The following is a 6,195-nucleotide window of genomic DNA, read 5'->3' on the forward strand; positions in this document are numbered from 1 at the left end:
TCTTTGGGCTATCTATCTGAATACAAACGTTTATCTACACCCGTCACCTCGGCCCTGAGCCGGGGTCCGTCAGGAGGCAGGCGCGGCGCAGGAGGCCCCAGCCGCAGAGCGTGCGGCACGATGGACCCCGCCTCAAGGCCGGGGTGACGGTGGACGTAAAATGCGGCCTGCCCGAAACCTCAGCGCGGGGGCGGCGCCGCGCCCTGTTGCTGCGCGAGCTGCATCACCCGCTCCAGCACCGCCAATTGCCGTGCGATTTCCTGCTGATAGTCCGATTTCGGGGCGGACAGCGCCAGCGCGCGGCGCCACAAGGGCACCGCCGCGGCGAAATCGCCGGCGCGGAGAAAGGCCAGACCCATATAGTAAGGCGGCGCCGGATGCTGGGGCGCCAGCCGCATCGCCTGGCGGAATGCCGCCAGCGCCGCGGGGGACATGCGATCACCGTCATGCAGCGCGAAATTGGTGCCGAGCTGGGTCCACAGAATATAGCTGTGCGGAATCGCGCGGATCCCGCCGAGCACCACCTGAGTCGCCGCGGCGGTATCGCCGGTGCGCAGCATCGCATCCGACGCGACGAGATAGGCGCCGTCGGCGGTGAAGCGCCCGCCCATCAGCCGATCGCGCAACGCGATCACCTCGGGCTCGACCGCCACCGCCCGGGTGCTCGGGGTCGCGGGATGCGCCGGAAGCCCTGGCCGCCCCTGCCACGCATAGCCCGCCGCGCCGAGGAACAGCGCCGCCCCCGCGATCGACCAGGCGAGCCGCGGCAGCCGGAACGCGACCAGCGCACCGAAGGCGAGCGCGCCGAGCAGCGCGAGGATCAGATAGCCGGTCATTGCGCGAGCGTCTTCGTCTCGTGCATCTTCCCGGCGATCTCGGGCGGCATATATTTCTCGTCATGCTTGGCGAGCAAATTGGTCGCGACGAACGATCCGTCGGGGCGGAACTCGCCCTCCGCCACCACGCCCGATTTTTCCTTGAACAGATCGGGGGCGATGCCGGTGAAGGTGACCGGGGTGGTGGCGCGGCCGTCGGTGACGACGAAATGGATCGTCACACCGTCCGCCGCGCGCTTGAGCGACCCCGCCTCGACCATCCCGCCGAGCCGCACCGCCTTGCCGAGCGGCAGGGTCTGCGCGGTCACGTCGGAGGGGGCGTAGAAGAAGGCGGCGCGATCCTTGAGCGCGGACAGCGCGAGCAACCCCGCGCCGACGATCGCCGCCACCGCCAGCAACGCCAGCGTCAGCCGTTGATGCTTGGCCTTCATTTTTCCGCCTTGCGCATCGCGCGCCAGCTCCACAGCGCGACCAACGCCGCGCCGCCCAGCGTCACCGCATAAGCCGCGATCACGAAGGGCCAGGGGCTCATTGCGCAGCCCGCCGGCGCATCCGCGCCTCCGCCTTGGCCTGCGCCAGAATCGCGCGCATCCGCATCAGCACGATGCCGGCGAACAACAAAGTGAAGCCCGCGAGCATGATCGGCAGCGGCCAGATCAGCGACGGATCGATCGACGAGCCGGTCAGCCCGATGCTCGGCCCCTGATGCAGCGTGTTCCACCACACCACCGAATAACGGATGATCGGCAGCAGCACGGTGCCCGCGATCCCGAACAATGCCGGGATACGCCCGTCGCCGCCGCGCTCGCGATCGGCGCGCGCCAGCGCGATATAGCCGAGATAGACGAAGAACAGCAGCAGCATCGAGGTGAGCCGCCCGTCCCATTGCCAATAGGTGCCCCAGGTCGGCCGTCCCCAGATCGCACCGGTCACGAGACAGATCAGCGCGAACGCCGCCCCCGGCACCGCGATCGCGCGCGCCGCGACATCGGCAAGCGGGTGGCGCCAGACGAGATAGGCGATGCTGGAGAGCGCGATCCCGCTCCACCCGCCCATCCCGAGCCAGGCGGCGGGGACATGGATGTAGAGGATACGCACCGTCTCGCCCTGCAGATAATCGGGCGGGGTCTGCGTCAGCCCCGCCCAGCAGCCGAGCGCGATCAGCGCGACGCCGAGCCACGTCACCACCGGGGTGAGCGGCCGGGCCAGCTTGAGGAAGCGAGCGGGATTGGCGAAGGCATGAAGCGCGGGCACGATCCTGCGCCAATATGGCAAGATCGCACGGCCGTCACCCCTATAGCATCAGGCGCGAAACAAGACCCGGTCTCGCCGAGCCCAGCCCCGCCTTCCACCCCGGCGCAGGCCGGGGTCCAGCATCGGGCCGATCGTAACTGGACCCCGGCCTTCGCCGGGGTGGTACGCTCTTCCAGACTGGGCTCCCGCCTTCGCGGGAGCACAGTTAGGGCGCGCGGGACTTCACCCGCGCCCGATCAGCCGCTGCGCGATACGGTCCGCCACTTCCGACGAGGGATCGCCGGTCGCGTCGCTTTCGTCCCATACCTGATCGAGTCGCTCGGGGATGCGGGCGATGCGCGCGCGCACTTCGGCCTCGTCGCCGGCGCCGAGATATTCGAGCCCGACATTGATGATCCCGCCCGCGTTGATCACATAATCGGGGGCGTAGACGATGCCGCGCTCGTGGATGCGCCGCCCGTCCTCGCGCGTCGCGAGCTGGTTGTTCGCCCCGCCCGCGACGACCTTCGCCTTCAGCGCCGCGATCGAGGTTTCGGTGAGGATCGCGCCCAACGCATTGGGGCTGACCAGATCGACGTCGAGCGACAGAATGTCGGCGGTCGCCGCGACGCTCGCGCCCAGCTCCGCCGCGAGCGCCTCGGCGCGCGCCGTATCGACGTCCGCCAGCGTCAGCACCGCGCCGTCCTTGGCGAGCAGTCGCGCCAGCCCGCCGCCGACCGAGCCGACGCCCTGCACCGCGACGCGCACGCCCTTCATGTCGACCGCGCCGAGCCCGCGCTTCGCCGCCGCCTTGACCCCGAGATAGACCCCCATTGCGGTATAAGGCCCGGGATCACCGCCCGCCGCCCCGCTCGCCACCGGCAGGCCGGAGACGTAACGCGTCTCGCCCGCGATGACCTTCATCCGCGCCTCGGACATGCCGACATCTTCCGCAGTGACATAGCGCCCGCCGAGCGATTCGACGACGCGGCCGAATGCCTTGAGCTGCGCCTCGGTGATCGTCGCACCCGGCGTATCGGCGAGCACGACGCCCTTGCCGCCGCCCAGCGCCAGCCCGGCCATCGCATTCTTGTAGCTCATCCCGCGCGACAGGCGCAGCGCGTCGGTGATCGCGCCGTCGGTATTCGCATAATGCCAGAAGCGCACGCCGCCCGCCGCCGGCCCGAGCGCGGTGGAGTGAATCGCGATAATCGCGTGAAGCCCCGACGCCGGATCGGTGAACAGGTGGACGCCCTCATGGGCGTCGAAATCCGGGAAGCCCCAGTCCATCGTCTTCATCCCTCCATAACCGCACGCAATGAAAGTGCGTCATGGCGCAATAATATTATCAGGCAGCGAACGCCAGCCAATTCGCGAGGATGAGGGAAAATGGGGCGATCGACGGGACTTGAACCCGCGACCCTCGGTACCACAAACCGATGCTCTAACCAACTGAGCTACGATCGCCGCAATGGATGCGCGCCCCTAGCGGGGGTGCGGGCATCTGGTCAAGCTATCAGAGCGCGTTCGTTTCGTCATTCCCGTTCGGATCGGACGAAAAGCCCCGGTTCCGCTCCCTTCCCTGATGAAGGGAGGGTTGGGGGTGGGTGGTTATGGGGGGCACCGATCCGCTTCCTCGCCGGCCAACCCACCCCCGGCCCCTCCCCTGTTCAAGGGAGGGGAGAAGGAAGCGGATGACGCGCCACGCGGGTCAGAACCGCCCTTCGATCGCCAATTGCATTCCCTGCGGCGTCTGGACGAAGCCGAAGCCCTGCAACCGCGCGACCTGCGTCGGGTCGCTCGTCGCGAGCGTCAGATCGGTACGATAGCGGCCGTCGCGCCAGATGCGAATCGTCGAGCCCTCGCCCGCCGGGCTGGTCAGCGGCAGCAGCAAGGCGGTGCCGTCGCAGCGCGGGGTGCCGCTCATCGTCGTCGGGATGCGTTGCCCGGCGACATCGCCGGTCAGCAGCGCGCGCACCCGCCCCTCGGCGCGCTCGCAGGTGTCGCCGGCATAGCCGACGCTCACATCGTCCAGCTCCAGCGTCGTCACCGGGACGGGCGAAAAGGCGTTGCCGACCGGCAGACTGGCGGTGACATGGCTCAGCCCGATATTGTGCCGCGTCACGTCGATCGCGCCGCTCAACCGCGATCCGGCGGCGCCGTCGGGGGCGGCGAGCACGATCCGCGCATGCCCGATCAGCAACGGCAGCGGCGAGACCCGCGCGGCGAGCTCGCCCAACGCGATCTGGCCGAATCGCGCCTCGACCATCCGGCCCGACCAGATGCTGCCGGTCACCTCGCGCGCGGTCATCCCCGCCTCGGCGACCCCGAACCACGCCAGCGCCAGCCGCAACGGCAGGGTCACGATCAGCGCCACCACCAGGATCGCCGCGAACAATGTGCCGCGCCCGATATTGAGGCGGAATCCGCTCACGGCCGCCGCGCCTTCAACGTGAGTTGCGCGGCGACGGTGCCGTCGCCGTTGGCGGTGATCGTCGCGCCGTCGATCAGCACGCCGTCCGCCTCCAGCCCGGCAAGCCAGCCGAGCAAGGCGCCGGCCTTCGCGCTGCCGATCGAGGTGCGCACGCTGTCGGCGCCGGTATCGACCCCGGCGAGCGTGAAGCCGGCGGCCTCGGCGCGTTCGCGCACCGCATCGGCGAGCGGCGCGCCGAGCGGCTGCGGATGGCCGCGCTGGATCGCGTGGATCGCATTGACCGTCGTCTGCGTCTGGCCGAGCCGTATCACCGCATCGTCATAGCGTTCGCGCGAGCTGGCGAGCCCGTCCTGCACCGGGCGGATCACCGCGACCCAGACGATCGTCACCGCGAGCAGCCCGAGCATGATAAGGATCAGCCAGCGTTCGCGCGGCGCGCGGGCGTCGAACCATGTCTTCCACCGGGTCATCGTATCCGCACCGTCACATCGCCCTTCAGCCGCCCGCCGGCCGATTCGAACGCCCCCGGCGTCACCGCGAACCCCGCGTCGCGCAGCCGCGCCTGGACCGCATTGGCCTCGGCATCGCTCTGCGCGATCAGGGTGATGCGCAAATCGCCGTTGGACTGGAAATCGAGCGCGCTCGCCTCGCTGCCCGGGGTCGCGCGAATCGCGGCGAGCGCCGCCGCGACGGTGCGGGTGAAGCCCTGCCCCGGCCCGCGCAGATGCGCGAGCCGCAGATCGAGCTTGGCGGCAAGATCGCCGTCGGCGGTCACCCCGCGCGCCAGCCCCTGCCGCGCGAGCGAATCGGCCTGCGCGTCGAGCCGGCTGGCGGCGAGCGAATAACGCGTGATCCGCACGAGGTCGGTCGCCAGCAGCGCGAGCAGGAGCAGCGCGGCGAGCAGCCCCAGCCGCCGCACCAGCGGCCAGTTGATCTCGCGCCGCCGGATGCGCGCGAACGGCCCCTGCCGCAGGTTGAGCGCCGGCGCGGCGACCGCGGCGACCAGCGCGCGATCGAGCGCCTCGCGTTCGAGCGTCTCGGTCGCCGCGCCGGCGGTGACCAATTCGGTCAGCTGCGGCTCGTCGGCGAACCCGCTCGACACGCCGCGCACCACCGATTGCCCGCCGAGATCGGCACGGACGAAGCCTTCCTCGGGCACCGGGAGCAGCAGCGGCGCGGGCACCACCACCGCGGGGTCGATCCCCAGTCCGCGCAGCCCGTCGAGCCAGCCGCGCATCCGATCGATCGCGACCACGCCGATCGCGCGCTCGTCGTCATCGGTCTCGCCGACCGCGACGTGGAGCTGATCCTGCGGCGCGGCACAGGCGTCGTTGACCACGATCCGCGCCGCGGTGGCGGCCTGCGCCTGCGTGCGTGCGGGCAAGGCGGCCCAGTGCAACGTCACCGCATCGGCGGGGGCGACCGCGACCACCGGGGCGTCGTCCGCCTCGGGCACGCCCTGGCCACGCGCGGTGACCACATCGCCCTCGATCCGCAGCCAGCGCCACGGATCGCCGACGCGCGGCGGCAAAAAGAGCAGGGTCGCCGTCATGTAAGGGTCCAAACTTGACTAGGACAGCGCCGTGATCGCCCGGAGAAGCCCGCTGGCAAGAAGTGCAGCGCAGACGCGTAGCTGAAGCTACGCGCAAGCAAGCGACGCCGTCCAGCGGGCTTCTCCGGGCGACCGCTCCG

General features: G+C 70.2%; 7 protein-coding genes and 1 tRNA gene. All 8 read right to left on the reverse strand.

Features of this window, described 5'->3' with window-relative positions:
- Positions 1-179 precede the first annotated feature (179 nt).
- The 8 genes from NED98_RS06735 to gspL all read right to left on the reverse strand — a co-directional run bounded on the left by NED98_RS06735 (position 180) and on the right by gspL (position 6,055).
- Complete coding sequence (locus NED98_RS06735; RefSeq protein ID WP_265312292.1) at positions 180-836, reverse strand: tetratricopeptide repeat protein; 657 nt, start codon at positions 834-836, stop codon at positions 180-182.
- Complete coding sequence (gene ccmE, locus NED98_RS06740; protein WP_265268919.1) at positions 833-1,267, reverse strand: cytochrome c maturation protein CcmE; 435 nt, start codon at positions 1,265-1,267, stop codon at positions 833-835. The genes NED98_RS06735 and ccmE overlap by 4 nt, the downstream gene beginning before the upstream one ends.
- Before the next feature lie 97 nt (positions 1,268-1,364).
- Positions 1,365-2,090 carry a heme ABC transporter permease CcmC gene (gene ccmC, locus NED98_RS06745; protein ID WP_265268918.1) on the reverse strand — a complete coding sequence of 242 codons (726 nt, stop codon included), beginning with the start codon at positions 2,088-2,090 and terminating at the stop codon, positions 1,365-1,367.
- Between the two features lie 222 nt (positions 2,091-2,312).
- Positions 2,313-3,368, reverse strand: coding sequence for a Glu/Leu/Phe/Val dehydrogenase dimerization domain-containing protein (locus NED98_RS06750; protein ID WP_432423298.1), 1,056 nt, complete (start codon positions 3,366-3,368; stop codon positions 2,313-2,315).
- A gap of 91 nt (positions 3,369-3,459) precedes the next feature.
- A tRNA-His gene (locus tag NED98_RS06755) sits at positions 3,460-3,536 on the reverse strand.
- A gap of 244 nt (positions 3,537-3,780) precedes the next feature.
- The gene (gene gspN / locus NED98_RS06760; protein ID WP_265312294.1) at positions 3,781-4,503 is read right to left on the reverse strand and encodes a type II secretion system protein N; all 723 of its coding nucleotides are present in this window, start codon (positions 4,501-4,503) and stop codon (positions 3,781-3,783) included.
- Positions 4,500-4,973 carry a type II secretion system protein M gene (locus tag NED98_RS06765; protein ID WP_265268915.1) on the reverse strand — a complete coding sequence of 158 codons (474 nt, stop codon included), beginning with the start codon at positions 4,971-4,973 and terminating at the stop codon, positions 4,500-4,502. The genes gspN and NED98_RS06765 overlap by 4 nt, the downstream gene beginning before the upstream one ends.
- Positions 4,970-6,055 (reverse strand): type II secretion system protein GspL, encoded by a 1,086-nt coding sequence (gene gspL / locus NED98_RS06770; RefSeq protein ID WP_265312295.1) that lies wholly within the window; start codon positions 6,053-6,055, stop codon positions 4,970-4,972. The genes NED98_RS06765 and gspL overlap by 4 nt, the downstream gene beginning before the upstream one ends.
- Positions 6,056-6,195: the final 140 nt, after the last annotated feature.

The organism is Sphingomonas lycopersici (assembly GCF_026130605.1).
GTDB classification, from domain to species: domain Bacteria; phylum Pseudomonadota; class Alphaproteobacteria; order Sphingomonadales; family Sphingomonadaceae; genus Sphingomonas; species Sphingomonas lycopersici.

Bases quoted from the DNA above. Each gene is read 5' to 3' on its own strand.
- NED98_RS06765 (WP_265268915.1), bottom strand. From the start codon at position 4,973: ATGACCCGGTGGAAGACATGGTTCGACGCCCGCGCGCCGCGCGAACGC.
- gspL (WP_265312295.1), bottom strand. From the start codon at position 6,055: ATGACGGCGACCCTGCTCTTTTTGCCGCCGCGCGTCGGCGATCCGTGG.
- NED98_RS06735 (WP_265312292.1), bottom strand. From the start codon at position 836: ATGACCGGCTATCTGATCCTCGCGCTGCTCGGCGCGCTCGCCTTCGGT.
- NED98_RS06750 (WP_432423298.1), bottom strand. From the start codon at position 3,368: ATGAAGACGATGGACTGGGGCTTCCCGGATTTCGACGCCCATGAGGGC.
- ccmE (WP_265268919.1), bottom strand. From the start codon at position 1,267: ATGAAGGCCAAGCATCAACGGCTGACGCTGGCGTTGCTGGCGGTGGCG.